The organism is Lysobacter sp. M2-1, from assembly GCF_022662495.1.
Lineage (GTDB): Bacteria > Pseudomonadota > Gammaproteobacteria > Xanthomonadales > Xanthomonadaceae > JAKPBU01.
In genome coordinates this window covers 467,513-492,947 of sequence record NZ_JAKPBU010000001.1, presented here as the reverse complement: position 1 = coordinate 492,947, position 25,435 = coordinate 467,513, and the positions used below count along the sequence as shown (strand labels likewise).

The window sequence follows — 25,435 nt, the reverse complement described above, 5'->3', positions numbered from 1 at the left end:
GTCAGCCGCCGCAACCGCCGCAGCATTCCGACGGAAGCTGGGTGAGATCGTGCGGCGCTGCGGGCATGCCGGCCCGCCGCAGGCTGCTGCGCAGCTCGGCTTCGGTTGCGGAGGTGGCGATGCGCACGGCCTGCCCGCGTGCGTCGATATCGATCAGTGCGGCCGGATCGAGCGTGGCCAGTTCGCGCGAGATCGCCGCGAGGTCCGGCGCCTCGCCGTGGATACGTAGGGTGAATTGCATGGTCTTTGGCCCGTGTGGGGTGGGGAGCGGCCCGGCGGCGCCGGGCCGTCGTCAGGTTCAGCGTTCGATACCTTCGGTCTGGCCTTCGAGCGCTGGATCGCGCCGGGGCGCCACCCACAGCCGCAGCATGAACCAGCCCAGCGCCAACGCGCCCACGCTGAACACGGTATCGCCCGGCACGCGCATCCAGATGAGCATGTCGACGATCGGCTTCTGCATGAATTCCGCCGAGCGCGCGTAGTAGTAGCCGTGCTCGATCGCGGCCAGCAGCTGCATCGTCCCCAGCGGCAGCAGGGTCAGCAGCGCCATCATCGCCAGGCCGATGTTGAACGACCAGAACGCTACCTTCAGCGCGCGGGTGTCCCACAGCATCTGTCCACGCAACCCGCGCATGCAGAACAGCACCAGCGCGATGCCGAGCATGCCGTACACGCCGAACAGCGCGGTATGGCCATGCAGCGGGGTCAGGTTCAGGCCCTGCATGAAGTACAGCGACAGCGGCGGATTGATCAGGAAGCCGAACAGGCCCGCGCCGACCAGGTTCCAGAACGACACCGAAATGAAGAACAGGATCGGCCAGCGGTAGCGCACCATCCAGGGCGTGGCCTTGCCAAGCTTGTAGGTGTGATAGGCCTCGAAGCCGATATAGGCCAGCGGTACCACCTCCAGCGCGCTGAAGCTCGCGCCCAGCGCCACCACCGCGGTCGGCGTGCCGACGAAATACAGGTGGTGCAGCGTGCCCAGCACGCCGCCGGCCATGAACACGATCGTGGCGAACAGCACCGCGACCGAGGCCGTCTTGGTTTCGATCAGCCCCAGGCGGGTGAAGATCAATGCCATCACCGCGGTTGCGAACACCTCGAAGAAGCCCTCCACCCACAGGTGCACCAGCCACCAGCGCCAATACTCGACCTCGGAGATGTGGGTGTGCTCGCCCCACATCAGCGCGGCGGCGAAGAACAGGCCGATGCATACCGTGGACAGGAACAGCAGGCCGACGATCGTCTTGGTATCGGTCTGCGGACCGCGCAGAACCGGCCACAGCGCGCGGCCGACCAGGGTCAGCCACAGCAACAAACCGATGAACAGGAACCATTGCCAGAACCGGCCCATGTCGGCGTATTCCCAGCCCTGGTGCCCGAACCAGAAGTTGTGTTCCAGGCCGAGCTTCTGCATCACCGCCAGCCACTGTCCGGCGAACGAGCCGACCACGATCACCAGCAGGCAGACCCACAGGAAATTGACGCCGAGCCGCTGGAACTTCGGTTCGTGCCCGGACATGGCCGGTGCGATGTACAGGCCCGTGCCCAGCCATGCCACCGCGATCCACAGCACCGCCAGCTGGGTATGCCAGGTGCGCGTGATCGAGTAGGGCAGCACGTCGGAGAGCATGAAGCCGTAGGCCTTCTGGCCTTCGACCTGGTAGTGCGCGGTGATCGCGCCCAGCAGGATCTGCACCAGGAACAGCGCCAGCACCACCCAGAAGTATTTCGCGGTGGCGCGCATCGACGGCGTCACCCGCAGGGTGGCCATCGGGTCGCTCGCCGGGATCTGGTGCGGTGGCTCGCCGGCGGCATGCGCACGCGCGTGATGCCAACCCAGCAGGGCGATGCCCGCGAGCAGGAACAGCACGCTGAAGGCCGACCACAGCCACAGCGGCGCCGGCGGCGTGTTGCCGATCAGCGGCTCGCTGGGCCAGTTGTTCGTGTAGGTCACTTGATTGTCGGGTTCGCCGGTCTTGTCCGGCACCAGTGCATCGCCCGCTTCGTGCGGGCGCTCGGTGCCGGCGGCCCATGCCGTCCACCAGAAGAAGCCGGTCAGCGCGCGCCGGTGGTCGGCGTCGGGAACGGTGTTGTTCTTCATCGCGTAGGCTTCGCGAAGCTCGGCGGTGGCCGGATCGTTGCCGAACAGGCTTTCGTAGTGCGCGGCCACGTTCGACAGCGCGGCGACGCGGTCCTGCGGCAGCGTGATCGTGCCGGTGTCCGCATCGTAGGTATTGGTCCGCATGACCTGCTTCAGGCGCCCGCGCAATGCGGCCTGCCGCTCCTCCGGCAGTTGCGCATAGGTCGGTGCGCCTTCGCTGCGCGCCCACAGGTCCAGCACGCCGACCGCCTCGCGATGCAGCCAGTCCGCGCTCCAGTCCGGTGCGACGTAGCCGCCGTGGCCCCAGATCGAGCCCAGCTGCATGCCGCCCATCGACTGCCAGACCTGGCGGCCGCGCTCGATGTCGGCACGGGTATAGACCAGCTGGCCGCTCTCGCTCACCACGCGTTCGGGCATGGGCGGCGCGGCGCGGAAGATCTCGCCTCCGGCCCACAGCAGCACCCCGAACGAGATGACGAGCAAGGCTCCCAAGCCAAGCCAAAGCTTCCTGGTATTGCTCATGTCGGTACTCCTATTGCGTCCTGCGTATGGTCGGTCCGCGTGTACACGGGTGCCTTGACGCAAATCAAGCGTGCCTCGACCGTGCATCGAGCCGTGTAAAACGGCCGTGTCGAGGAAGGCGGCTGCGGGTCAATCGTGCGGATCAGTGACTCACGTCAAGTACGCATGCCGTCGTAGTAGGTCAGTCGCGCAGGTCAGTCTCGTAGAACCGGCCCCGCCAGCGCCTCGAGCTGCTCGCGCTGCAGGATCTGCAGCTCGCGCCGGTCCACCTGCAGCAGTCCGTCTTCCTGGAGTCGGCGCAACACGCGGCTGACCGTTTCCGGTGCCAGACGCAGGTAATTGGCGATGTCGGTGCGCGCCATCGTCAGCTGGAAGCGGTTGGGAGAGAAGCCGCGTGCCGACAGCCTGCGCGACAGCCCGATCAGGAAGGCGGCCATGCGCTGGTCGGCGGACCAGTCGCCCGCCAGCAGCGCTGCGCGGCCGATGTCGCGGCTCAGCAGGCGGAACAGCTGTCGCTGCAGGCCGGGCAGGCGTGTCGCCAGCACCGCGATCTTCGGGAACGAGAAGCGGCACAGCATCACCGTGTCGAGCGCGATCGCATTGCACGGATAGTGCTCGCCATCGATCGCATTCAGGCCGATCACCTCGCCCGGCAAATGGAAGCCGAGCACGTGTTCGCGCCCGTCGCGATCGATCACATAGGTCTTGACCGTGCCCGCGCGCACCGCGGCGATCGCTTCAAACGGATCGCCTTCACGGAAGATGTGTTCGCCCGCATGGAACGGACCCACGTGTTCGACCAGCACATGCAGGTCCATCAGCGATCGCTTGTCCATGCCTTCGGCCAGGCATGCCTGCGAGAACGCGCAGGTGGAACAGAAGTGCAGGGCGTCGCCGTCGTCGGCCAGCGTGCGCGAGTCGTTCCGCGGGAACGCCGCGTCGTTCAAGCAACGCTCCTGGGTCGGCTCAGATCGCGCGCGAGAAGCGCGGCGAGGCGACAGGGGCTGCAGGCTGGTCCAGGTATCGGTCGAAGCACATGGCGATGTTACGCAACAGCAGCCGTCCGCGCGACGTGACCGCGATCCGGTCGGGCTCCAGCCGTACCAGGCCGTCCTCGGCCAGGGGCTGCAGCTTGGCGATGGCATCGGCGAAGTAGTCGTCGAAGTCGATGGCGTAGCGCCGCTCCAGCGCACGCACCGGCACCTCGCCCTGGCACATCAGCGCCTGGATCAGGTCGGCGCGCAGCTGGTCGTCCTCGTCCAGGCGCATGCCGCGGAACACCGGCAGCCGGCCTTCGTCGAGCGCGATCTGCCAGCTCGGCAGGTCGCGCGGGTTCTGGCTGAAGCTGTCGCCGATATGACTGATCGCACTCACGCCGAGCCCGATCAGGTCGCTGTCGGCGTGGGTGGTGTAGCCCATGAAGTTGCGGTGCAGGCCACCGCGCGCCTGGGCGGTGGCCAGATCGTCGTCGGGCAGGGCGAAATGATCCATGCCGATGTAGACATAGCCGGCCGTGGTCAGTTTCGTGATCGCCAGCTGCAGCAGCCCCAGCTTGGTTTCGGCATCCGGCAGGTCTTCGGCCACGATCTGTCGCTGCGGCTTGAACAGCTGCGGCAGGTGCGCATAGCTGTACACCGCGATCCGGTCCGGACGCATGTCGGTGACGATGTCCAGCGTGCGCGCAAAGCCCTCGTGGTTCTGCTTGGGCAGGCCGTAGATCAGATCCACGTTGACCGAGCGGAAGCGGTTGGCGCGACAGGCATCCACCACCGCCCGGGTTTCTTCCACGCTCTGGATGCGGTTGACCGCCGCCTGCACGTCCGGGTCGAAATCCTGAACGCCGAAGCTGGCGCGGTTGAAGCCGATGTCGGCCAGCACCGCGATGTCCTCGGGCGAGACGAAGCGCGGGTCCAGCTCGATCGAGATATCGCGTTCGCGCGCGCTGGAGAAGTGGAAATGGCTGCGCAGGGTGTCCACGACCTCGCGCAGTTGCTGCGGGGTGAGGAAGTTGGGCGTGCCGCCGCCGAAATGCAGCTGGATCACTTCCCGATCGCGGTCGAACAGTTGCGCGGTCAGCGCGATCTCGCGGTAGAGCCGGGCCAGATACGCTTCGCCCCGGGCCTTGTCGCGGGTGATGATGCGGTTGCAGCCGCAGTAGAAGCAGGGGCTGGCGCAGAACGGGACGTGCACGTACAGCGACAGCCGGCGCGGGATGGGATCGCCGTTGCTCGCGGTGGCCGCCTCGCGCAGCGCGGCCTCGCCGAAGCCGGCGTGGAACTGCGGCGCCGTGGGGTAGGAGGTGTAGCGCGGACCCGGCCGGTCGTAACGGCGCAGCAGGTCGGGATCGAGGCCGGTGGTGTCGGTTGCCATGGACCGCACGGTAGGGCGTGTTCCCGGGTCGCGCCTTGACTGGCGTCAAATGCGCCGGTGCCCGAGCAGGCGTCGTGTCCGCAGCCGGGACGCGTGGCGGCCGGGAGGCGCGTATCGAGAACGAGCGGGCCCGGCGGCGGCCACCCTGATCGGAAACTGCGGCCTTGAGGCACAAAGAACCCCGCAAGTCCGCGGGGTCAGGTCGCCTGGCAGTGGTGGCTATGGGTGGACTCGAACCACCGACCCCAGCATTATGAGTGCTGTGCTCTAACCGGCTGAGCTACATAGCCGTGGGCTGCGGAAGGCTCCGGCCTTCGGCGAGCCGCGCATTCTGCGCTGGGCCTCCGGCTGCGTCAATCGACGGGCGCATGGCTTGTCCCCCCGCGCCGGCCGTGGCAGAGTCGGACACAGTAGATTTCGGAGTCCGCATCGTGATCGATCCGGACGGTTACCGACCCAATGTCGGCATCGTGTTGATGCACCCGGATGGTCGGGTGTTCTGGGCCAGGCGCGTGCGTCGCGACGGTTGGCAGTTCCCGCAGGGCGGGATGAATACCGACGAGACCCCGCTGGAGGCCATGTACCGCGAGCTGCGCGAGGAAACCGGGCTACTCCCGGACCACGTGGCCGTGCTCGGCGTCACCCCCGGCTGGCTGCGCTACCGCCTGCCGCAACGGGCGATCCGGCGCCACGAGAAGCTGCTGTGCATCGGCCAGAAGCAGGTCTGGTTCCTGTTGCAGTTCACCGGCCAGGAGCGCGACCTGCGCCTGGACCTGACCGAGAAGCCGGAGTTCGACCACTGGCGCTGGGTCGATTTCTGGTACCCGCTGGAGCACGTGGTCACGTTCAAGCGCGGGGTCTACATGAGCGCGCTGCGGCATCTGGCGCCGTTCGCCCGCCAGGTCGCGGGCGGCCAGGCGATCCCGCCACTGGGCCCGGAACGCCGTGGCGTGGACCCGCGTCGATGGCGCGCGCATGGACGGCCGCGCCCGAGCGGGCGCCCGGGGGGCCGGTCCGGGCCGAACCAGTCCGACTCCAATCAGGGCTGAGCCGGTCTTCGGGTACCCGCGCCGGACCGGCATTCAGGCGGGTGATTGACAATCATTCTCATTCACGGCGACACTAGGCGGGTTCCCTACCGGCCTGCCACCACCGTGTACGTCTGCCTCTGCCACGGCGTCACCGAACGCCAGATCCGCGAAGTCGCCGAAGCCGGCTGCCACAGCGTGTCCGAGCTGACCATGCGCACCGGCGTGGGGGCGAACTGCGGCAGTTGCCTGGATGCGGCGAGCGAAGTGCTCGCGCAGGTCCACGGCGCCAGGACCGTGCCGCTGCCCCTGCCGGTGCTCTCGCACGCAGCCTGACCGCCGGCTGCGCCGGTGGCCATTGAATCCGCCTGCACGCGAATGCATTCGATTCGCGTTTCGCCATTGCGCGCGCGCACTCGCTAGAGTCGCGCCATCGGCCGCAACGGAACCGCGCACATGAAAGGCGATGCAGGCGTCATCCAGCACCTCAATAAGGCGCTCTACAACGAGCTGACCGCGATCAACCAGTATTTCCTGCACGCCAAGATGCTCAAGAACTGGGGGCTGAAGGAACTGGCCGAGCACGAGTACAAGGAATCGATCGACGAGATGAAGCATGCCGACAAGCTCGCCGAGCGGATCCTGTTTCTCGATGGCCTGCCGAATTTCCAGGCGCTGGGCAAACTCCGGATCGGCGAAGGCCCGCGCGAGCTGCTCGAATGCGACCTGGCGCTGGAGCTGGAAGCGGTGCCCGACCTGAAGGCTGCGATCGCGTACTGCGAAGGCGTCGGCGATTACGTCAGTCGCGAACTGTTCGCCGAGATCCTCGAATCCGAGGAAGAGCACATCGACTGGATCGAGACCCAGCTCGGCCTGATCGCCCGCCTGGGCGAGCAGAACTACCTGCAGACCAAGCTCGAGGACTGAGCGCCAGGTCGTTACGCGAATGCGCTGTGCAGGTATGCGCGCAGCGCATCGCGCGCGCGCTCGAATTCGCCCGCCAGCAGGGTCACCGCGACAGCCGGCCGGTCCAGCGCCTCGGCGCGCGCGCCCAGTTCGATCCGTTTCGCGGCGGCCGACAGGCTCATCGCGCCCAGATTGGCGCTGGATGACTTGAGCGAATGCGCAGCCTGATAAAGCAGGGGGTAATCCGGCCGTGTCGCCGCGGTTTCCAGGTCTGCGATGAGCTGCGGGGCATCGTCCAGGAACACATCGATCAGCGCCCGCACGTCGCTGCCGAGCACTTCGCGTAGTTCGTCGAGCACCGCAACGTCCAGCGCCGCATCTGCTGGGTTGTCCGAGCCGGGCGTTGGCATCGCGGAAGCCTCCGGGGAGGATGTGGGCGCCGTCACGGGAGGCTCCCGGGGGGCTGCGGATGAGATCGGCGTGGGCGCGGGCGGCATCGCGGCCATCAGCCCCGGAGCGCCTGCGCCGCGGACGTGCGTGCTCGCCGGGCCGGCGTTGGCGTCATTGGCGGGCGCGGACCGCGGGGTGCACCAGCGGTGCAGGCAACGCTCGAGTTCGGCCCGGGTGACCGGTTTGGCGAGGTAGTCGTCCATCCCGGCATCGAGGCACTTCTGACGGTCGCCGGCCATCGCGTTCGCGGTCATGGCCACGATCGGCAGACGCCGTGCAGGCCCGCCGGCGGCTTCGTTCTCCCGCCACTGCCGGGTCGCGGCGTAGCCGTCGAGCACCGGCATCTGGCAGTCCATCAGCACCAGGTCGTAACGCGAGGCGGACATCCGCATGAGCGCGGCTTCGCCGTTGCCGGCGGTGTCGCAGTTCACACCGAGCACGCCCAACAGGCGCTGTCCGACCATCAGGTTGACCGGATTGTCCTCCACCAGCAGCACCCGCGCGTTGCGGATCGATGCAGCGGCATCGCCGGTACGTTGCGGCACGGCAATGTGTTCGCTCGCGCCGGCGGCAGGGCGCGCCAACAGCGCCTGGCGCAGGTCCGGATCGGGTGCCTGGCGGCTGAGCAGGGTGGTGTTGCGCCGCAGTTCCTCCGGCACATCGTCGTCGCCGTACAGGCACACCAGGCGCACGTTGCCAAAAACTGCCTGCCGTTCGAGGTTGCGGCGTAGCGAAAGCGCGGTGCTGCGCATGCCCGTCAAATCGGCCAGGACCACGGTGTAAGACCATGGACTGCCCTTGCTGGCCCCGGTACGCAGGCGGTCCAGCGCTTCCTGGGTGGTTTCCACCATGCTCACGCGGAAGCCCCAGTTGGGCAGCAGCATGCCCAGGCGCGAGCGCAGGCGCGCATCGTTGCTGATCAGCATCAGGCGCTCGCCGGCGCTGGCGGCGTCCGGCGCCGTGATGTCGCCGTGCACCTTGAGCACCGGGACCTCGAACCAGAACGTCGAGCCGTGCCGCGGCTCGGACTCGACTCCGATCCGCCCGTCCATCAGTTCCACGATGCGCTTGCAGATCGCCAGCCCCAGGCCGGTGCCGCCGTACAGGCGCGTGGTCGAGGCGTCCGCCTGGCTGAACGCCTGGAACAGGCGCGCCTGCGCGGCCGGCTCGATCCCGATGCCGGTATCGCGCACCTCGAAGCGCAGCCGGTGCTGCGCCGCGGTCTCGCTCAGCTTGCGCACCGCCACCGTGACCGTGCCGCGCTCGGTGAACTTGATCGCGTTGCCGACCAGATTGGCGAGCACCTGGCGCAGCCGCACCGGATCGGCGCGCACCGGCAGGCGCACGTTCGAATCGATCTGCAGGTGCAGGCGCAGGCCCTTGGCCTCGGCCGGACGCTCCATCATCTCCAGCACGGTGTCGAGCAGTTCGCGCAGGTTGAAGGCGGTGCTCTCCAGTACCAGGCGTTCGGCTTCCAGCTTGGAGTAGTCCAGGATGTCGTCGACGATCCGCAGCAGCTGCTGCGAGGACGCGAAGGCGGTGCGCACCAGTTCCTTGTGGTCGGGCGCGAGCTGGGCGTGCAGCAGCAGGTCGAGCATCGGCAGCACGCCGTTGAGCGGGGTGCGGATTTCGTGGCTCATGGTGGCCAGGAATTCGCCTTTCGCCATCGCCGCGGCTTCGGCCACCTGCTTGGCCTGCAGCAGCTGGTTCTCCAGCTCGGTATGCCGGTCGATCTCGCGCTGCAGCGCGGACACGGTGGCTTCGCCATGCCGCGCGCGCGTCACGCTGTCGCGTTCGCGCCGTTGCAACACCGCCAGATAGGCTGCCAGGCACAGCAGGGTGCCGCCGGCCAGCCACAGCGCCGCCTGCTGCCAGGGCCCCGCGGGGCCGCTGTGTTCGAGCAGGAGTGCCGCGCCCACGCCGCAGGCCGCGGCGAAGGCGAGCCATGGTTGCCACCCCGGCCGTGCGACGGGCGCCGGCGTGCGTGGCATCGATGGCGCGCTCGTGCGTGTTGACGTCATCGACGTCGCATCCGCATTGCGCTTCGCGTTTCCGGGTGTCTCCACATGATCGTCCCCCACGATCATCATCGGCCCGGACCCCACCGCTACAACACCGAGTGGTGGAAGTCGAAGTCGAGATCCTTGCCTGCGCCTTGTACCAGATTGCCCTGGATGTAGTCGATGCCGCTCATCCACAGGGTGGCCGCCGCGGACGGGCTTTCGACCCGCGAGCCGATCACGCGCAGGCCCGCGGCATGTGCGGCGGCGACCAGGGCGTGCAATTCGCTGGGCAGGGCCGGATCGGCATCGAGCTGCGAATAGCGCGGCGCCAGCCGGACATAGGCCAGCGGCAGGCGTTGCAGCAGCGCCGCGGCTTCGTCGCCATGCACGTAATGGCCCAGGCAGAAGCGCACGCCGTGCGGCGCGAGGTGCTCGCAGAATTCGGCCACCGCCAGCGCATGCACCAGCGCATCGTCCAGGCGCAGGTCGATGATCAGCGCGCCCGGGTCGACGCCACGGTCGCTCAATGCCTGGCGCAGCCATTCGCCATGCGGATCCTCGGCGATCGCCTGCGGGGATTGCGACACGAACAGGCATTTGGGTCCGTCGGGCCGCGCGAGCAGCGCGAGCGCGTGTTCGATCACCCAGCGATCGACTGCGCCCAGCAGCTCCGCCGCCTCGGCGCGGGCGATGATCTGGCCCGCGGTGAGCATCTCGCCGTGGTCGTCGCGCAGACGCAGCAGGACCTGGAACTGCGCCTCGTCTCCGCCGGCCACCGCAGCGATCGGCTGGAAGGCCAGTTCGAACCGGTCGTGTTCCAGCGCATCGCGCAGCGCCGAGGCGTGTCCGGGTTCGACGATCACCCCCTCGCGCGGCTGGAAGCCGGCGATGCCGGCAGCTTCGCTGCGTGCACGGCGCAGGGCCTGCTCCAGCGCGTCGATCGGATCGTCGCCCGAATCGGCCTGGGCCACATAGCCGACCGCGGCGCGCAGGCGCAGCGGCAGGCCTTCATGCTCGATCGGTTGCGACAGGCCGTCGCGGATCCGTCGCGCGAACCCGGCCAGCGCGTCCTGGCCCCCCTCATCGCTCAGGACCAGGAAGCTGGCGTCGTTGAGGCGTGCGGCCTCGGGCGCCAGTGCGGCCAGCAGCTTGCCCGCTGCGCGCAGCGCGTTCTCGCTGCCGGTATAGCCCAGGCGCTGCTGCAGCGCGGCCAGGTGCTGCACTTCCACCAGCAGGGCGCCGGGCGCCTGCGCAAGTCGCGGCAGGATCCGGTCGCGGCGCGACAGTCCGGTCAACGGATCGCGGCCGTCGCCCTTGGTGGGGCGTGCGGCCCGCGCACGCTTGACCCGGTTCAGTACGGCGGAGATCAAATGGCGCGGACGGATCGGCTTGCTCAGGAAATCGTCGGCGCCGCAATCGAGCGCGCGGAATTCGGTTTCCGGGTCCGGATCGCCGGTCAGGAACACGATCGGAAGATGCGCATGCTCCGGTTGGCCGCGAATGGCCGCGGTCAGCTGGGTGCCGTTGGAATCCGGAAGGTGCAGATCCATCAGCACCAGGTCCGGTGCGAAGGCGTCGAGGGCCGGAATCAGCTCATCGGCTTTGGCCACCCACAAGGTGCGTATGCCCGCACCGTGCAGCACGCTCTCGGCGAACAGCGCCTGGCTACGGTCGTCCTCGACGATGAGCACGCGGTAGGGATCTTCGGCATCGGGGCCACCCGGCTCGATCGCTGCGCCGGACGTGTACTCCTCCACCGTCATCCCATTCCCCTGTCCGCGTTCGTCCTGTGTTCGAGGCATAACGGGAAAGGATGATACGGGCGGCCGGTCGTCACGGCATGCAGGCCAGGTGAAGATCAGCCGGCCTGCGCCCGCGGCGCGCGTCGGAACAACTTGCGCCAGAGCCACCACACGAACAGCGCGAAGCCCACGCTCAGCCCGACCACGATCGCCAGCGCGATCCACGGATAGGTGAAGGCCAGGGCCAGTCCGCCCACCACCGCGACGTCTTCGGTAATCGAGGCGGTCCAGTTGCTCACCGGCTCTGGCGAGGTGTTGAGCAGCGCGCGCGAACCGGCCTTGAGCAGGTGGCTGGTCAGCGCGACGCCGGCCCCGGTCGCCAGCATGCCCGCGCTGAGGTCACCGCCGGTGTCCGGAGAGAGCGTCGCCGCGGCCAGGAATGCGCCCGCAGGAACGCGCAGCAGCGTATGCAGCAGGTCCCAGCCCGAATCCACGCCCGGGATCTTGTCGGCGAAGAATTCGGCGACCGCCAGCGCGCCGGAGACGCCCAGCACCCACGGCGATTGCGCCACTTCCAGTGCCTGGGGCAGCTCCAGCCAGCCGAGCGCGCCGGCCAGGCCCACGCCGAACACCGTCAGATAGACCCGGATTCCCGCCAGCCACGCCAGCAGTACGCCAATCGCGAACAGATGGGCCTCGGACATGGCGCCCTCTCCACAACCCGGCCGGACCGGCCGCACGCGGGGACTCTAACCGGATGGCCGGCTTGACGCATGCGCGACCGGCTCGCTATACGTTCGAAGATGAACGAGCCTTCGCCGCCACCGGAAGCCGTGGGCAAGCCGGCACCGGAGCGCCACCAGGGCCATGGCCTGGCCTACACCGTCATCGCGGTCTTCCTGCTGGCGCTGGTCTTCGGCGCCTGGGGCCTGTGGAAGGTGTTCGCGCCCGCGCCCGGGGATGCGTCCGCGCAACTCGAGGAGCAGCGCGAGCGCATTGCCGCGCTGGAGCAGAACGTCGCCAACCTCACCCGCTCCGACCAGATCAGTCGCAACGCGAACACCGCGCTGCAGGGCACGCTGGCCGAGCGCGACGAGGAAATCGCCGGCCTGCGTGCCGATGTGGCCTTCTACGAACGCTTCGTCGGTGCCACCGGCCAGCGGCGCGGGTTGACGGTGCACGCACTCAGCCTCAAACCGCAGGATGCGCAGGCCTGGCACTTCGTCGCCACCCTGACCCAGAACCTCAACCGCGGCGCGATCAACCAGGGCCGGGCGACGCTGTCCGTGGAAGGCACGCGCGATGGCCGCATGCAGCAGCTCGACTGGAGTTCGCTGCGCCAGCAGCCCGACGCGCCGGGCGTGGACTACTCGTTCAAGTATTTTCAGCGGGTGGAAGGCGATGTCCTGCTGCCGCCCGGATTCAAGCCGGTACGGGTGATCGTTCGGCTCCAGCCGAAGGGCGGGACGGCGGTGGAGCGCTCGTTCACCTGGGCGGACGCGACCGGGGCGCAGGCGCCGGGGCAGCAGTAGGCGGGGTTGAGCGCGTTGAGTCGTCGGCGGGTCTCCCAGCGCGCTGCGGCGCGGCACTTGGATTCGATCGCGGCACCCCCCATCCTTGGCGCATGAGTACGCTCAACCAGGCCGCACCCCCCGCATCGGCGCCGGACTATCTTTCGCTGCAGCGCCCGCTGGATTTCACCCCCGCGGCGGCGGCGAAGGTGCGCGAGCTGATCGCCGAGGAAGGCAATGCAGCGCTCAAGCTGCGGGTCTACATCCAGGGCGGCGGCTGTTCGGGCTTCCAGTACGGCTTCGAGTTCGATGAGCAGCAGGGCGAGGACGACCTGGCCATCGTCACCGACGAGGTCACCCTGCTGGTCGACCCGCTGAGCCTGCAGTACCTGATGGGCGCGGCCGTCGACTACACCGAAAGCCTGCACGGCGCGCAGTTCGTGATCCGCAATCCCAACGCCAAGTCGACCTGCGGCTGCGGCTCCTCGTTCACGGTCTGACCGGTCGCGGCGCCCATTTCCGGGCATGCCCGATAATCGCGGCATGACCGTCGCTCCCTTCGCCTTCGTCGCCGAACCGCTCGAGCGCAGCGATGCGCTGCGCGACGATGCTGCGGCCCTGTCCGGCTTGTGGCCGGACGCGCGCGTGATCCTGATCGATACCGACGGTCGCAGTCTGGCCGGCTCCGACCACGCCCTGCACGCACCGCGTGGCGCCGAGGTCGGCGGCGGACCAGGCGTTGCGATCTTCCTCGGCCTGCGCGGCGACGAGGCGTGGTTCGCGCTGCCGGCCGAAGCGGTCGACGACACCGCCCCCGCCATCGTCGATCTGCGCAGCGCCGCCGCGCACTGGCCGGCCTGGCAGGCCACCTTGTTCGCGCAGGCGCGGGCGATGCTGCACTGGCGCGCGCGCAACCGCTACTGCGGCGCCTGTGGCGGCGAACTCGCATTCCAGCGCGGCGGCTGGCAGGGCCGCTGCACGCGCTGTGGCAGCGAGCATTACCCGCGCACCGACCCGGCGATCATCGTCGCGGTCACCGACGGCGAACGCCTGCTGCTCGGGCGCCAGGCGCCATGGCCACCGCAGCGCTACTCCACCCTGGCCGGCTTCGTCGAACCGGGCGAATCGCTGGAACAGGCGGTCGCGCGTGAGGTGCTGGAGGAATCGGGCGTGCGCGTGCGCAGCGCGCGCTACCTGGCCTCGCAGCCGTGGCCATTCCCCGGTTCGCTGATGCTCGGTTTCGTGGCCGATGCAGAACCCGACGTGCCCCGCATCGGCGACGAACTCGAGGACGCCCGCTGGTTCACCCGCGAGCAGATCGGCCAGGCGATGCGCGGCGAAACCGGCGAGGACGGCCTGAAGCTCTCGCCGTCGATCTCCATCTCCCGCTGGCTGATCGAAACCTGGTACGCCGGCTAATCGCGTATCCGCTGGCGTTCTGCGTCGGGGACGTAGGCTCGACCTACGCGCGCAACGCACCGCCACCGTAGGTCGGCCCTACGCGGCCGACGCCCACGCCGCACGGTTTGAGGCGCAACCTCGACCTAGGCCGCATTCCCCCGCAACACCCGCACCTTGGCCTCGAGCAATTCCGCGGTCGCGAGGCTTCCGTCGACCGGCGGCGCGGCCACCGCGTCGATATGCGCGCGGAACCGGCGCGGCACGCGCATGCGGCCCAGGCGGCTGGTTTCATCGAACGCGTGGCGTCGGCTCCACATGCTGGCCCACATGCCACGCAGTGCCATCGGCACCACCGGCACCGGGCGTCGCTGCAGGATGCGCTCCACACCCGACTTGAACGGCGCGATGTCCCCGTCCCGGGTCAGCCTGCCCTCGGGGAAGATGCACACGATCTCGCCCTCGGCCAACGCCGCGTCGACTTCATCGAACGCGCGCTGCATCAGCTCCGGGTCTTCCTTCGGCGATGCGATCGGGATCGCCCTGGCCGTGCGGAAGATCCACGACATCACCGGAATGTTGAAGATCCGGTAATACATGACGAACCGCACCGGCCGCGGGATGCTCGCCGCCAGGATCAGCGCGTCCATGTAGCTGACGTGGTTGCACACGATCAGGGCGGGGCCTTCGTCCGGCACGTTCGCTTCGACCCCACGCACGCGCAGCCGGTACAGGGTGCGCACCAGCAGCCAGCTCAGGAAGCGCATCAGGAATTCGGGCACGATCGTGAAGATCCACACCGCCACCAGCACGCTCGCCACCGCCAGCGCCAGGAACAGCTGCGGGATGGTCCAGCCCAGCACGCGCTGCAGCGCGATCCCGCCCACCGCGGCCAGCACGATGAACACCGCGTTCTGGATGTTCATGCCCGCGATCACCCGCGAGAGCTCGCTGCCCGGCGTGCGGCTCTGGATCAGCGCGAACAGCGGCACCACGAAGAAGCCGGAGAACAGGCCAATCCCCGCCAGGTCCATCACGATCCGCCAGCTGCCCGGCTGCCCGAGGAAGCCCGACACGTCCAGCCCTCGCATCGTCGAGGCCACCGGCTGCGCGAAGTACAGGTCCAGGATGAAGGCGCTCATGCCGAACGCGCCCAGCGGTACCAGGCCGATTTCCACCACCCGCCCGGATAGCTTCTCGCACAGCAGCGAACCGACGCCCACGCCCACCGAGAACACCGCCAGCGCGAACACGTACAGCGTCGGCGTGCCGCCCAGGTATTGCTCGGCATAGACCGGCAGGTTGCCGGTCAGCACCGTGCCGGTGAACCAGAACCAGCTCACGCCCAGCACCGCATTGCGCACCGCAAGCTGCCGGCGGGTCAGCCGCCACACCGCCAGCGATTCGGGCACCGGGTTCCAGCGGATGCGCAGCTCCGGCGCGCCCGCCGCCACCGCCGGGATCATCCGGCTCACCAGGTTGCCAGTGACCGCCAGCGCCACCACCGACACGCCCGCCACCACCGGCCCATGCGTGCCAGCCACGGCGAAGATCAGCCCGCCGAACAGCATGCCGACCAGGATCGAGATCGACGTGCCCATCTCCACCAGCCCATTGCCGCCGGTCAGCTCCTCGGGCCGCAGCACCGCCGGCAGGATCGAATACTTCACCGGTCCGAACAGCGTGCTCTGCACGCCGGTGGCGAACAGCGCCACCAGCAGCACGGTCATGTTCTGCAGCAGGAAGCCCACCGCCGCCAGCGACATGATCGCGATCTCCATCGCGGTGGTGATCCGGATCAGCCGCGATTTCTCCAGCTTCTCCGCGATCTGCCCGGCATGCGCGGAAAACAGGAAGTAGGGCAGGATGAAGATCGCCGGCGCCAGCTGGGTGTACAGCCCGCGCTGCGCCTGGTCGATGGCCATGTAGCCCAGCAGGCCGATGATCGCCTGGCGGAACACGTTGTCGTTGAACGCGCCCAGCAGCTGGACCACGAAATAGGGTGCGAAGCGGCGCTGTCCCAGCAGCTCGAATTGCGAATGCCCGTGCGTGGCCTGCGTCATCGCCCCTCCCATGTGCGCCGCGAGCCTAGCAGAGGCGTTGCGGGGACGCTTCGCTGCTGGCGGGCAAAATCACGCGGATGGAGCGCCACTTCGTGGCGTTGTGCACTGCCATTCCCGGTACGGCGCTCGATCGGTCGCAGCTGTCCTCGGCCTCGGTCCGGGATCGGGGCCTGCGATTCCAACGCGAAGTCACGACGACGTCGGCGCGCCGCGCTTGGCTGGCCGCGAACCTGAAGACCGGTGCGTCGCTTCCACCCAGCCATCGGCTGAAATTGCGCGGCGGCCTGGTCGAGCGTGGCATGGATCCTGCTTGCCTGTTACAAATCGAAAATGGTGCGCGCACGTCCGTGACGGGTTGCGACTCCTGCGGGCACGGCGAAGGCGCCCGACAGGCCGACGGACAGCGGCACTTCCGACGGACCAGGCAGCCATCGTGTCGAAGGGCGTCGGATCCATGCATTCAGGGGCACATCAATCGATCGCGGGAATCTGCATCCGCGGCCGCTGGCCGCGGCGCGCGGCCCTGGCGATGCTGCTGGCCGTGGCGGGCGCGGCGACCGCCGGCGCCCCGGAGCAGGCGCAGGCGGGAAGCGCGGCGACTGACGTATCGCCGGTCGGCGCAGACCTGGCCGATCTGTCGCTCGAGCAGCTGCTGGACGTGCGCGTGTCCACGGCGTCGCGTTTCGAGCAGAGCGCGAGCGATGCGCCCTCGGCGGTGCGGGTGATCACCGCCGAAGAGATCCGCGCCTTCGGCTGGCGCACCCTGGCCGATGCGCTTGGCAGCCTGCCGGGTCTGTTCAGCAGCTACGACCGCGGCTACACCTATCTGGGCGCGCGCGGATTCCTGCGCCCGGGCGACTACGGCAGCCGCTTCCTGCTCCTGGTCGATGGCCACCGGCTCAACGAACCGATCTACGAGCAGGCCACGGCGGGGCTCGAGTTTCCGGTGGGCATCGAGCTGATCGAGCGGATCGAGTACGTCCCGGGCCCGGGCTCGTCGGTGTTCGGATCCAACGCCTTTTTCGGGGTGATCAACGTGATCACCAGGCGCGGCGACGACCATCGCGGCGCGCAGGCGGCGGTGGAAGCCGGTAGCAACGGCCGTCGCGGGTTTTCGGCGCGCTATGGTCTCAGCGGTGCTGGCGGCGACCTGCTGATCGCGGCCAGCGCGATCGACGTCGACGGCGACGACCTCTACTTCCCGGAATTCGACACGCCCGAAACCAACAACGGCGTCGCCGTGGGCCTCGACCACGAGCGCGTGCGCCGGTTGTTCCTCAAGGCCGAACGCGGCGCATTCGGCCTGTCGCTGGTCCACTCCAGCCGCGAGAAGGGCACGCCGACCGCGGCCTATCTGCAGTCGTTCAACGATCCCCGTTCGCGCGAGAGCGACGAATGGAGCCTGCTCGGCGCGCACTATCGCGCGCGGCCGAGCGCGACCACCGAAACCGCGGCGCACGTGCTGTTCGGTGCCTACGATTACCGCGGTGCGTTCGCCTACGGCGCACCCACCGACGGCCTGAGCCGGGACATCGGCCGGGCGCGCTGGATCGGCGTCGGCGCGCATGCGGTGACCACCGCGCTCGCCGGCCACAAGCTGGTGTTCGGGGTCGACGCGCAGTTCGACAGGAAGCGCGACCAGTACAGCTACGACGAGTCGCCCTACGCGAGCTACCTTGCCGACGAGCGCCACGCGCTGCGGGCCGGCGTGCTGATCCAGGACGAGGTTGCGTTGCGCGAGGACCTGCTGCTCAACGCCGGAGTCCGCTTCGACCACGACTCGGTCAGCGGCGGCAACTTCAGCCCGCGCGTCGCGCTGATCCAGCGCTGGTCGCCGGACGCCACGCTCAAGCTGATCCACGGTAGCGCGTACCGCTCGCCAAATGCCTACGAGCTCTACTACCACAGCGGAGACGTCGAAGCAGACGGCTCGCAGCTGGCCAATCCGGCGCTGGGGCCCGAGCGCATCCGTTCGAGCGAGATCGTGTGGTCGCAGCAGCTCGGCGCGCGGACGCAATGGCAGGCGTCGGTCTACCGCTATCGCATTTCCGGCCTGATTACCCAGGTCGTCGCGAATCAGCAGGACAGCGGTCCACTGATCTTCGAGAACTTCGACCGCGCGAACGCCACCGGCATCGAGCTGAGCGGCGACCATCGTTGGCGCGGCGGCGCGTCGCTTCGCGCCAGCTACGGCTATGCGCGCGTCAAGGATGGCGGCAGCGAAACGCCGATCAATTCGCCGCGGCACGCGGCCGCGCTGAACCTGATCGTTCCGCTCGCGGACGACCGGCTGCTGGCAGGGCTGGAAGCGCGTTACCTCGGGTCGCGCGATGCCGAGTACGGGCCGGTCGATGCCTACACCCTGGCCAACCTCACCCTGACCTGGCGCCTGCCGGTGCCGGGCCTGGAGTTGCAGGGCAGCGTCTACAACCTGTTCGACGAGCGCTACGCGGATCCCGCGGGACCGTCGTTCGTGCAGAACGCGATCGAGCAGGATGGCCGCACCTTCCTGTTGCGCGCGACCTACGGCTTCTGACCGGTGCTGCGTCGAGTGCTCATCGTCTTGACTACGGCGGCAGCGTTGGCCGCCGCCCTGACCAGCCACGCACAGGTGTCGGAAGCGGAGCTCAAAGCAGCCTTCGTCTACAACTTCGCGTTGTTCACAGAATGGCCGTCGGACACGCTCGTCGAAGGGCAGAAGCTGCTGATCTGCGCGCCCCCGGACGAACGTCAGCTGGAGGCATTGCGGCGGCTGCAGAACAAGACCGTCGCCGGCCACCAGATCGCCGTGACCGGTTCGGCCGGACAAGCCGACCGCTGCCATGTCGTCCTGTATTCGCGCGTCCTACCAGAGGAGGCCGCCGCCGCGGGCGCGCTGACCGTGTGCGACGGGCCGCCCAGCGCCTGCGCCGACGCCGTGATCAAGCTGTTGCGCGAAGGCGACCGCATCCGTTTCGATGTCGACGTCACCCGCGCAAAGGCGCGGCGACTGTCGTTGAGTTCCAAGCTGCTGCGGGTTGCGAGGCGCGTGCAATGAACCTCCGGAAGGGCAACACGCGGATCGGGCGCACCGCGGTGATCGCCAATTTCGCCACCGTCATCGCGGCGCTGGCGGTCGCAGGGGCGCTGCTGCTGACGCTGCAATTCTTCTCCATCCGGCGGGAGCTGATCGAGGACATGCGCGCGCAGGCCCATGTCCTCGGACTCAACAGCGCGGCGGTGCTGATGTTCGAAGACGCCGACGCCGGCACCGAAACGCTGAACGCACTCCGGCCGCTGCCCGACCTCGAGGCCGCGGCGCTCTTCACCAACGATGGACAGCGCCTGGCGGAATACCGTCGCGGCGACCAGCGCGCGCTGCGCGCGTTGCCGCGCACCGGCTATCAAGGCGGCTTCAACGGCTTCGTCATCGCCGATCCGGTGGTTCTGGAAGGGCGCACCGTCGGTCACGTGGTCATGCGGTCCAGCTACGATCGTCTTTATCGCGGCCTGCTCGCGTTCGCGGGCCTGTTCGTGCTGGCGGGCGCCGGCGCACTGGCGATCAGCTATCCGCTGGTGCAGCGGATGCGCCGCGAGGTCCGCACCGCGGAGGCGCGCCTGGACGAACTCGCGCATTTCGATCCGGTCACCGGGCAGTTGAACCGCAATGCGTTCAACGAACACCTGCGGCTGATGGCGAAACGGCTGCACGACGAGCCGGAGGCGCGGATGGCGCTGCTGATGCTCGATCTGGACAATTTCAAAGCCGTCAACGACACCCTCGGCCATCATTTCGGCGACGACCTGCTCAAGCAGGTCGCGCAGCGCCTGTTCGACATGCTGCGCCGCAGCGACGCGATCTTCCGCATCGGCGGCGACGAATTCGCGATCACGCTGTTTCCGGTGTCGTCGTCGATGGAGGTGCTGGCGGTCGCCGAGCGCATCCTGGCCGCGTTCCGCCAGCCGTTCCAGCTCGGCAGCCAGGAGATCCACGCCAGCGTCAGCTGCGGCATCGGCATGTATCCCGACGATGCCCGCGATCTGAAAGTGCTGACCAGCAATGCCGACGCGGCGATGTACCGCGCCAAGCGCAACGGCAAGAACAGCTTCGAACTGTTCCGCGGCGAGATGAACGACGAGATGCAGCGTCGCCACCGGATCCAGATCGACCTGCGCAAGGCGATCGAGCAGAACGAACTGCGTCTGCACTACCAGCCGCAGGCCGAACCGCATTCCCTGCACGTGGTCGGAGTCGAGGCCCTGGTGCGGTGGCCGCATCCAGAACTCGGCTGGGTTCCCGCGTCGGAAATCGTTTCGATCGCCGAGGAGAGCGGGCTCATCGTCCCGCTCGGCCGCTGGGTGATCCGTCGGGCCGCGCGGCAGGCGCAGCTGTGGCGGGAGCAGGGGATCGAGGGCCTGCGCATGGCGGTGAACGTGTCCGCGCGCCAGGCGCGCGATGAGGATTTCGTCGACTTCATCGCCACGACGCTGGAGCGTACCGGAGGCTCGCCCGAGCAGCTTGAGCTGGAGATCACCGAAAGCCTGCTGTTCGACGACACCGATCGCAACATCCGCTTCATGCGCAGGATCCGCGACAAGGGCATCCGGCTGGCGATCGACGACTTCGGCACGGGGTATTCGTCGCTCGCCTACCTGCAGCGGCTGCCGATCGGGAAACTCAAGATCGACATGAGCTTCGTGCGCGCGATCCCCGGCGACGGCGAGGCGATCACCACCGCGATCCTCGCCATGGCGCACAGCCTGGGCCTGAGCGTTGTCGCGGAAGGCGTCGAGAACGAATATCAGCTCGACTTCCTGCGCCGCGCCGGCTGTGACGTGGTGCAGGGCCATCTGCTGTCGAAGCCACTGGTGAGCGAGGAGATGACCGCGTTCCTGCTTGCACGCGTCGAAGCGGAGGCCGCGGATGCCAACCATGCCTCCCCGACGCGCGCGCGGCAGCGGCGTCTCGACAACGGACTGGTGCCGGTGCCCCACAAGGCCTGATCCGGCCGGCAATCCCCGGCCGGGTATCCCGGCGTTCCATTGCACCTGGCCGGCAGCACATGTGGGCCCGCGTTGGTTCGACTACCGTCCGGTGTCGAACCATCCGACTCAGCCAAGCAATGCGCGGACGCGCCACGTGCGCGTAGGGCGACCGGGTTCCCAACGAGGTGCCATATGTACAGCCGATATGCGTTGCTGATCATTGCCCTGCTGCTCGGCCTCGCGCCGCTGGCCGCTGCCCGGGCGGCCGGGCTTGAGATCCGCTTCTGTCCGGAACAGACGGTGCGGACCTATCCGCTGGACAGCCTGCGCGGCGTGCAGAGCCTGCTGCTGCAGAACGCCGCGATCGTCAATGTGGGCGATACGCCGGTGACCCTGCGTGCGCTGGAGATCGAGCTGCTACGCGACGGCGCGGTCGTCGATCGCCGCAGCCTGGATGCGGCCACGCTGACCGCCGCCGCGCAGTCTGGCAAGGGCCTGCAGGACCAGGGCATGGTCGAAATGCTTGCCTTCCAGTTCTGCGACGGCCGCCTGCTGCAGCAACGCAAGCTCGCGGCAAGCGCCACGCTGGCGCCGGGCGAAGCCTTGCTGGTCATGCAGCAGGTGTTCGCCTGGAAGGGCACGCGCGACGCACTGCGCGTGCGTGCGCTTTCCAACGCGCCCGAGGCGGCCGCGTCGCTGCGCATCGATCCGGCCACCTCGCGCACCGTCTTCCGCTGGCCGCTCGCCGGCGGTCCGTGGACCATCGCAGGCGCGAGCTTCCACGGCACCCACCGCTGGGGCGTGCCGGAGGAATTCGCACTGGACATCGTCAAGGCCGGTGCCGACGGCCGCACCTATCGCGACGGCGGCAGGCAGAACACCCAGTTCCATGCCTACGGTGCCGACGTGGTGGCCGCGGCCGATGGCGTGGTGAGCTCGGTCATCACCGGCGCGAAGGAGCTTGCGCCGCTGCTGCGCGAGCCCGGTGAAAGCATGCAGGCCTATTTCGGCCGCGTCGGCGCGCAACAGGCCACGAACATGGCAGAAGGCGACGTCGGCATGGCCGGTGAATCGGTGGTGCTGGACCACGGCGGCAGCGAATATTCGGTCTACGCGCACCTCAAACCCGGCAGCGTCCGGGTAAAGCCCGGCGACAAGTTGACTGCAGGCCAGGTAATCGGCCAGCTGGGTTCCTCCGGCAACTCCACCGAGCCGCATCTCCACTTCCAGGTCTGCGACCGCCCTAACGTCCTGCTCTGCGCGGCGCTGATTCCCGCCTTCGAGCGGATCGAGGTCGCGAACTCCGACGGGCCGCGACCACTGCAGAACGGCGACGTAGTGATCGCGGGGGACTGAACGCGGCGGTTGTGCCTACGCCCGTTCGCGGACGCGCGCGTATCGCGGCATCGCGCCCGGCGCGCCGGCGGCAGGCTGGCGGGGCGCCGATGCGCCGTTCGTCGGAACACCTCCGGACCTTCCATCTCCCATGGCCGCCGGCGTCGGTGAGTGCGTTGTCACTGGTGCCACGTCAACGGCCGTCCCCCTGCTGCCCGGCTCCGCTGATTGAGCAGCTTCCGCAATGGAACTGCATCCCGGGCGAGCGTTCGCGCCGATCGTGGTGGCCTGGCGTCCGCAGCGACGCGGGGCCGGCCGTCGCGCCCGTCATTGCCGCGATGCACCTATCACCGCGCTCTAGGAAACACTTCCATGAAACCGCATCCCCTGTCCCGGACCAGGACGCCCCCGCGTCCGTTCCCGTTGCGCTGGCTGCTGGCAGGCGCCATCGCCTCCCTGCTGCCGGTCACTGCGTCCGCCGACGCCGTCACCGACTGGAATGCCATCGCCAATGGCGTCATCGCCGGCGCGGGCGCGCCACCGCAGCAGTACCGCGTGTTCGCCATGACCCATGTCGCCATTCACGATGCCCTCAACGCGATCCAGCCGCGCTACCGCAGCTACAACCCGATCGGCGCCGCCAACCCCAATGCCTCGAAGGAGGCCGCGATCGCCGCCGCCGCGCGCACCGTGCTGGTCGAGACCCTGCCGCCCGCGCAGGACGCCATCGTCGAAGGCCTCTACGCCAGCTATCTCGCTGGTTTGTCCTGCCCCGCCGCATATCCGGCCTGCATCGATGCCGGCATCGCCGTCGGCACCACGGCGGGCCAGGCGATCATCGACCGGCGCGTCGGCGACGGGTCGGAGATGCCGCATCTTCCGTACACGCTGGCGCCCGCGCCGGGCGTCTACCAGCCGACGCTGCCCCTGCCGCCTGCGCCCGCGCCGTATCCGCAGTTCGGAAACTGGGGCAACCTCGCCCCATTCGCGTTGAGCAGCTCGTGGCAGTTCACGCCCGGACGCAGCGCGTTGCAGACCCTGACCAGCCCGACCTATACGCGCGACTTCAACGAAGTGAAGGCGCTCGGCTCGGCGCTCGTGCGCGCCGCCGCACCGGACTCCGAGGAAAGCCTCATCGCCATGCACTGGGGCGTGCTCGGCGGCGCAAACGTCAACGGCTACACCCGCACCATCGTCGCCGGGCGCAATCTCAGCCTGTGGCAGAACGCGCGCCTGTTCGCGCTCGTGAACATTGCCGTGAACGACGGCCTGATCGTGGTGTTCAAGGCGAAGTTCCGCTACAACTTCTGGCGCCCGTACACCGCGATCCGCGCAGCGGCGAGCGACGGCAATCCCGCGACCACGGCCGACCCCGACTGGAACGCCTACGTCACCACCCCGCCGTACCCGGATTATCCCTGCGGCCTGCCCAGCACCATCGCCAGTTCGACCCAGGTGTTGCGCTCGTTCTTCGGCACCGACAACGTGCCCTTCACCTTCGGCACTCCGGCCCGCCATTACGACACCCTGTCGCAGGCCGCGGCCGAATCGGCCATGGCCCGCGTCTACGGCGGCATGCATTTCCGCAGCGGCTGCCTGGCCTCGTTGCACCTGGGCCAGAACGTCGGGCGGTACGTTTACAACACCCAGCTGCGGCCGCTGTAGTCGGCAAGCGACGGCGGTGCGGTCGCGGTGTGCGACCGCACCGCATGCCTCAAGCGTGCAGCGTGCATCGACGCGAGGCGATCGTTCGTCCGCGTCGATCCCATGCGTGCGGCCGCACGGCGGCTTGTTGGACCGGGGCGGCTTGCATAAGCTCCCGTCATTGCAGCGGGAATGCTGGCCGGAGCGGGAGTAGTCATCGTGCGCCGATCGTTCTGGATCAGCATGCTCAGTGCGAGCCTGTTCCTGGGCTCGACTGCCCAGGCGGCGCGTCCCGCCGGCCCGGGTTCGCCAGACGCGCTCGATGAGGCCGCCGCGGCCCGCTTCGCGCAGCTCGCGCTCGCCTGCCTGCACCAGGAATATCCCAACAAGATTTCCCACGTCATGCAGGGCGATGCCGATGTGCGGCCGCCGCGCGCGCTCACGCCGGCGTTCTACGGCTGCTACGACTGGCATTCCGCCGTGCACGGGCATTGGCTGCTCGTGCGGCTGTTGCGCCGCTTCCCGGAGGCGCCGTTCGCGAAAGAAGCGCGTGCCGCGCTCGCGCTGAGCCTGACGCCGCAGAACATCGCCGGTGAAGTCGAATACCTCGGGCACGAGAAGCGCGCATCGTTCGAGCGTCCGTACGGGCTCGCGTGGCTGCTGCAGCTGTCGGCAGAATTGCGCGGATGGAACGATCCGCAGGCGAAACAGTGGGCGGCCGCGCTGTCACCGCTGGAATCGCTCGCCGCGTCCAAGCTGAAGGACTGGCTGCCCAAGCTGCACTATCCCATTCGCATCGGCGAGCACGACCAGACCGCGCTCTCCTTCGGCCTGATCTGGGATTGGGCGCGCGTCGCCGGCGATGCCGGGATGACCGCGCTGCTCACGGATGCCGCGGCGCGCTTCTATCGCGGCGATCGTGACTGTCCCCTCGGTTACGAGCCCTCGGGCCAGGACTTCCTGTCGCCATGCCTGGCCGAGGCGGACTTCATGCGGCGCGTGCTCGCAGCCGACGATTTTGCGAAATGGCTCCAGGCCTTCCTGCCCGGAATTCCGTCGACAGGCGGTAACGAATGGTTGCCGCCTGGCGTGGTGACCGACCGCACCGATCCCAAGCTGGCGCACATCGACGGGCTCAACCTGAGTCGTGCGTGGATGCTCGAAGGAATCGCCCATGGGCTGAAGCCGGCCGACAAACGCGTGCCAGCACTGCTTGCCGCCGCGGCAAGCCACCGCGCGACCGCGCTGCCGGCAGTGACCGGAGAACACTACGAAGGCGGTCACTGGCTGGGGACGTTTGCGGTGTATCTGACCAGCCAGGCGGGGAGGGAGTAAGGCTGGGGCGGCCGCGCGCCAACTCCGTCCTCAGCGCCCAGCGCCTGAGGAGTTGACAC

General features: G+C 68.5%; 19 protein-coding genes, 1 tRNA gene and 1 pseudogene. 12 read left to right on the top strand and 9 right to left on the bottom strand.

Features of this window, described 5'->3' with window-relative positions; all coding sequences use genetic code 11:
• Window position 1: 1 nt before the first annotated feature.
• The 5 genes from MC375_RS02155 to MC375_RS02135 form a co-directional block, all read right to left on the bottom strand.
• Window positions 2-241, bottom strand: coding sequence for a hypothetical protein (locus tag MC375_RS02155; protein ID WP_242101632.1), 240 nt, complete (start codon window positions 239-241; stop codon window positions 2-4).
• A 57-nt stretch (window positions 242-298) separates the two neighbouring features.
• Window positions 299-2,626 carry a nitric-oxide reductase large subunit gene (locus MC375_RS02150; protein WP_242101631.1) on the bottom strand — a complete coding sequence of 776 codons (2,328 nt, stop codon included), beginning with the start codon at window positions 2,624-2,626 and terminating at the stop codon, window positions 299-301.
• Window positions 2,627-2,820: 194 nt separating this feature from the next.
• Window positions 2,821-3,573 carry a helix-turn-helix domain-containing protein gene (locus MC375_RS02145; RefSeq protein ID WP_242101630.1) on the bottom strand — a complete coding sequence of 251 codons (753 nt, stop codon included), beginning with the start codon at window positions 3,571-3,573 and terminating at the stop codon, window positions 2,821-2,823.
• Window positions 3,574-3,592: 19 nt separating this feature from the next.
• On the bottom strand, window positions 3,593-4,996 hold the full coding sequence (gene hemN, locus MC375_RS02140; protein WP_242101629.1) for an oxygen-independent coproporphyrinogen III oxidase: 1,404 nt from the start codon (window positions 4,994-4,996) through the stop codon (window positions 3,593-3,595).
• Between the two features lie 213 nt (window positions 4,997-5,209).
• A tRNA-Met gene (locus MC375_RS02135) sits at window positions 5,210-5,286 on the bottom strand.
• Between the two features lie 141 nt (window positions 5,287-5,427).
• Here MC375_RS02135 and MC375_RS02130 point away from each other — a divergent pair.
• The 3 genes and pseudogenes from MC375_RS02130 to bfr all read left to right on the top strand — a co-directional run.
• Window positions 5,428-5,940 (top strand): annotated as a pseudogene (locus tag MC375_RS02130) (RNA pyrophosphohydrolase); the annotation flags it as partial.
• A gap of 210 nt (window positions 5,941-6,150) precedes the next feature.
• Window positions 6,151-6,360 carry a bacterioferritin-associated ferredoxin gene (locus MC375_RS02125; protein WP_242102930.1) on the top strand — a complete coding sequence of 70 codons (210 nt, stop codon included), beginning with the start codon at window positions 6,151-6,153 and terminating at the stop codon, window positions 6,358-6,360.
• 120 nt (window positions 6,361-6,480) lie between these two features.
• Window positions 6,481-6,951, top strand: a complete 471-nt coding sequence (gene bfr, locus MC375_RS02120) for a bacterioferritin (protein WP_242101628.1) — start codon at window positions 6,481-6,483, stop codon at window positions 6,949-6,951.
• Between the two features lie 11 nt (window positions 6,952-6,962).
• Here the strand turns inward: bfr and MC375_RS02115 are convergent, their stop codons facing one another.
• From MC375_RS02115 to MC375_RS02105, 3 genes are all read right to left on the bottom strand, one after another.
• Entirely contained in the window at window positions 6,963-9,371 is a 2,409-nt protein-coding gene (locus MC375_RS02115) for a hybrid sensor histidine kinase/response regulator (RefSeq protein WP_242101627.1), read from the bottom strand.
• Window positions 9,372-9,487: 116 nt separating this feature from the next.
• The gene (locus MC375_RS02110; RefSeq protein ID WP_242101626.1) at window positions 9,488-11,146 is read right to left on the bottom strand and encodes an EAL domain-containing protein; all 1,659 of its coding nucleotides are present in this window, start codon (window positions 11,144-11,146) and stop codon (window positions 9,488-9,490) included.
• Between the two features lie 95 nt (window positions 11,147-11,241).
• Window positions 11,242-11,829 (bottom strand): DUF4126 domain-containing protein, encoded by a 588-nt coding sequence (locus tag MC375_RS02105; protein ID WP_242101625.1) that lies wholly within the window; start codon window positions 11,827-11,829, stop codon window positions 11,242-11,244.
• Window positions 11,830-11,928: 99 nt separating this feature from the next.
• Between MC375_RS02105 and MC375_RS02100 the strand changes: the two genes are divergently transcribed.
• The 3 genes from MC375_RS02100 (at window position 11,929) to nudC (ending at window position 14,055) form a co-directional block, all read left to right on the top strand.
• A complete protein-coding gene (locus tag MC375_RS02100; protein ID WP_242101624.1) occupies window positions 11,929-12,657 on the top strand; it encodes a DUF6776 family protein in 729 nt (242 codons plus the stop codon).
• A gap of 92 nt (window positions 12,658-12,749) precedes the next feature.
• On the top strand, window positions 12,750-13,136 hold the full coding sequence (erpA, locus tag MC375_RS02095) for an iron-sulfur cluster insertion protein ErpA (protein ID WP_242101623.1): 387 nt from the start codon (window positions 12,750-12,752) through the stop codon (window positions 13,134-13,136).
• A gap of 25 nt (window positions 13,137-13,161) precedes the next feature.
• The gene (nudC, locus tag MC375_RS02090; protein ID WP_242101622.1) at window positions 13,162-14,055 is read left to right on the top strand and encodes an NAD(+) diphosphatase; all 894 of its coding nucleotides are present in this window, start codon (window positions 13,162-13,164) and stop codon (window positions 14,053-14,055) included.
• Window positions 14,056-14,180: 125 nt separating this feature from the next.
• Here nudC and MC375_RS02085 read toward each other — a convergent pair whose 3' ends face one another.
• Window positions 14,181-16,097 (bottom strand): MFS transporter, encoded by a 1,917-nt coding sequence (locus MC375_RS02085; RefSeq protein WP_242101621.1) that lies wholly within the window; start codon window positions 16,095-16,097, stop codon window positions 14,181-14,183.
• Between the two features lie 454 nt (window positions 16,098-16,551).
• Between MC375_RS02085 and MC375_RS02080 the strand changes: the two genes are divergently transcribed.
• From MC375_RS02080 to MC375_RS02055, 6 genes are all read left to right on the top strand, one after another.
• Entirely contained in the window at window positions 16,552-18,633 is a 2,082-nt protein-coding gene (locus MC375_RS02080) for a TonB-dependent receptor (RefSeq protein WP_242101620.1), read from the top strand.
• A 45-nt stretch (window positions 18,634-18,678) separates the two neighbouring features.
• Window positions 18,679-19,134 carry a YfiR family protein gene (locus MC375_RS02075; RefSeq protein ID WP_242101619.1) on the top strand — a complete coding sequence of 152 codons (456 nt, stop codon included), beginning with the start codon at window positions 18,679-18,681 and terminating at the stop codon, window positions 19,132-19,134.
• Window positions 19,131-21,080 (top strand): EAL domain-containing protein, encoded by a 1,950-nt coding sequence (locus MC375_RS02070; RefSeq protein WP_242101618.1) that lies wholly within the window; start codon window positions 19,131-19,133, stop codon window positions 21,078-21,080. Before MC375_RS02075 ends, MC375_RS02070 begins: the two co-directional genes overlap by 4 nt.
• A gap of 174 nt (window positions 21,081-21,254) precedes the next feature.
• Window positions 21,255-22,418, top strand: a complete 1,164-nt coding sequence (locus tag MC375_RS17660; protein WP_277929270.1) for a M23 family metallopeptidase — start codon at window positions 21,255-21,257, stop codon at window positions 22,416-22,418.
• A gap of 351 nt (window positions 22,419-22,769) precedes the next feature.
• Window positions 22,770-24,062 (top strand): vanadium-dependent haloperoxidase, encoded by a 1,293-nt coding sequence (locus MC375_RS02060; protein WP_242101617.1) that lies wholly within the window; start codon window positions 22,770-22,772, stop codon window positions 24,060-24,062.
• Between the two features lie 198 nt (window positions 24,063-24,260).
• Complete coding sequence (locus tag MC375_RS02055; RefSeq protein WP_242101616.1) at window positions 24,261-25,376, top strand: DUF2891 domain-containing protein; 1,116 nt, start codon at window positions 24,261-24,263, stop codon at window positions 25,374-25,376.
• Window positions 25,377-25,435: the final 59 nt, after the last annotated feature.